Raw genomic sequence first — 2,613 nt, forward strand, 5'->3', positions numbered from 1 at the left:
CTACGTCGACTAGCGCCCGGTTTCTTCGCCCTCGGAGTCCAGCAGATCCTTGTGCGCCGCCAGCCGCGTCACCCGCTGCGGCGAATGCGGGTTGAACACCACCCGCACCACGTCCGGCCTCGAGTAGTGGCCGACCGGGTCCGCCGCCGCCTTGGCCAGCGCGATCAGGCTGAGGTCGATATCGGCGATCAGCAGGCCTTCCTGATCCGGCGGCAGCGGCTCGCACAGCGGGTTGCCATCCGGGCCGAAAATCATCGCCGCGCCGCCGCCCACTTTCAGCAGCTGGCGCTTCTGCGGGGTGTCGCACAGCAGCTCGAACATCTCCGGCGAGACGAGGCCGCAGGACGCCAGCACGAAGCACTGGCCTTCCGCCGCGTAGACCTGGCTCAGCGCCGTGTTCAGCGCCGGGCTCAGCGCATAGGCCGCGCCTTCGTAGACGCTGAAGCTCGGCCAGGCGCCGACGTGTATCTGCTCGTGCTGCGAATACATGATGTATTTGTTCAGCGGGTTCAGATGCTCCCAGCAGCACAGTGCACCGAGCCGGCCGATCGCCGTGTCATGGACTTTCAGATCGCTGCCATCGCCTTCGCCGAACACCGTGCGTTCGACATGCGTGGCCTTCAGCTTGCGGCGTGCCGCAATCAGCTTGCCCTCGGCATCGATCAGCTGCTGGGCGATGTACAGAGTGCCGGCATCGCGTTCGGTATAGCCAAGCACGACGACGATGCCGTGCTCACGTGCGGAGTGGCGAATCCTGTCCATTTCCGGCCCATCGGCGCGCGGCGAATTCGCGTGATAACGCTGCACGAACTGCATGCCCCAGGCCGGAGAATCGAGCCAGATCCACCACGGATAGCCCGGCAGCCAGCACTCGGGAAAAGCGATGAGCTTGGCACCGCGCTGCGCGGCTTCCTCGATCAGGCGCAGCGTCTTGGCGACACCGGCTTCGAGATCGAGAAAGGCCGGGGCGGCCTGGACGGTGGCGACGCGGAGTAAGGTCATGGTCGGCTCTGCTGTGGGATCAATGATTGGCGATGGCGAGCAGTTTCGGACAGAACCGGACCAACGGCTGGTCTCCAGCGGAACCGCTGCTTGTCTGGGCAGGAACCTGTTGACCACAAAGCTTGCAGCAGGCCGTGCTGCGGACGGAGACTGCGATCAGCGTCTGCAGACTGGAAGGTGCGCCCATGACTCCATCAGCGATCAATGCCCTGCCGGTGCGCATCGCCTGTGATCGTGTCGAGCCGGCGCAGCGCGTCGAGTACTGGCGCGAGATGATCTCGTCGAGTTTCGTGTCGCTCGATTGCGAGGTGCCGCGGTCCGATGATTTCTCTGGCTCGGTATCGAACGGTGAACTGCGGGACGTGCAGGTTTCGAGAGTCGTCGCCGATGCCCAGCGGGTGGCACGAACGCCGGCGCGCATCCGGCAGAGCCCGGAAGACTTCTTCCTGCTGAGCTTCCAGCTGCGCGGCTACGGCCGCGTGGTTCAGGGCGAGCGCGACGCGCTGCTGGCGCCCGGCGACTTCGCCCTCTATGACAGCGCGCGGCCGTACCGGCTACTCTTCGATCAGCCCTTCGAGCAGATCGTGCTGCGCCTGCCGCGTGCGCTGGTCGGCCGGCGCATGGCGCGCCCCGAACGGGTCACGGCGATTCCATTCCGTTCCGGACGTGCTTCGGCCAACCTGGCTTTCGGTTTCGTGGCCGGGCTGGCGAACGAACTGCCGTCCTTGGCGCCGGCGACGCAGGCGGTGTTCCATCAGGCGCTGGTCGACATCCTGGTCGGCACGCTGGCCGAGCCATTCGAGGGGCAACAGGACGGCGATAGCGGTCACGGCCTGAACAGCCGCCACGCACTACGCCAGCGCATCCGCCAGTTCGTCGAAGACCATCTGGCCCAGCCCGATCTGGACTGTCGGCGCATCGCCGACGCGCACGGCATCTCGTCGCGCTACCTGAGCAAGCTGTTCGCCGAGGAAGACCTGCATCTGTCCGAATGGCTGTGGACACGCAGGCTCGACCGCGCCCGCGCCGCGATCGAAGCTTCGGCGTCGACCGGGCTGTCGATCACCCGCATCGCCTACGAATGGGGCTTCAAGGACCCGGCCCATTTCAGCCGCGCGTTCAAGGCGCGCTTCGGCCGGTCCCCATCCGAGCTTCGCAGCGGCTCGCTCTAGGGCAATCCCTTCGAGCCGACCTCAGCATCGACAATCAATGGGATCATGACGGCCCTGCCCTCACCCTGCCGCCGATCTTCCCGATGACCAACGCCATCCGCATCAAGCTGCCGGCCACGCTCGACAGCCTCACACCCGCCACCGTCGAAGCGCGCGCGCCGCGCCGCAACGAGGTGCTGGTGCGCATCCGCGCCAGTTCGCTGAACTATCACGACTACGCTGTGGTGATCGGTGCGCTGAAGCCGGCGGAAGGCCGCATCCCGATGTCCGATGGCGCCGGTGATGTCATCGCGGTCGGCGATGAGGTGACGCTGTTCAAGGTCGGCGACAAGGTGCTGAGCACCTTCTATCCGACCTGGCTTGATGGCGAACCGGAACTCAACGGTTTCAGCAGCGTGCCCGGCGACGGCATCGACGGCTATGCCTGCGAGTTCGTGAC

The 2,613-nt window shown here is 66.0% G+C and carries 3 protein-coding genes; 2 read left to right on the forward strand and 1 reads right to left on the reverse strand.

The window, feature by feature from the left end:
• Positions 1–9: 9 nt before the first annotated feature.
• A complete protein-coding gene (locus QZY06_RS09765; RefSeq protein ID WP_295683477.1) occupies positions 10–1,002 on the reverse strand; it encodes a carbon-nitrogen hydrolase family protein in 993 nt (330 codons plus the stop codon).
• 185 nt (positions 1,003–1,187) lie between these two features.
• On the opposite strand from QZY06_RS09765, the gene QZY06_RS09770 reads away from it, so the two are divergent.
• The gene (locus QZY06_RS09770; protein ID WP_295683479.1) at positions 1,188–2,174 is read left to right on the forward strand and encodes a helix-turn-helix domain-containing protein; all 987 of its coding nucleotides are present in this window, start codon (positions 1,188–1,190) and stop codon (positions 2,172–2,174) included.
• 83 nt (positions 2,175–2,257) lie between these two features.
• A partial coding sequence (locus QZY06_RS09775) for an alcohol dehydrogenase catalytic domain-containing protein (protein ID WP_295683481.1) occupies positions 2,258–2,613 on the forward strand: 356 nt, incomplete at its 3' end.

Source organism: uncultured Nevskia sp., assembly GCF_903885465.1.
Lineage (GTDB): Bacteria > Pseudomonadota > Gammaproteobacteria > Nevskiales > Nevskiaceae > Nevskia.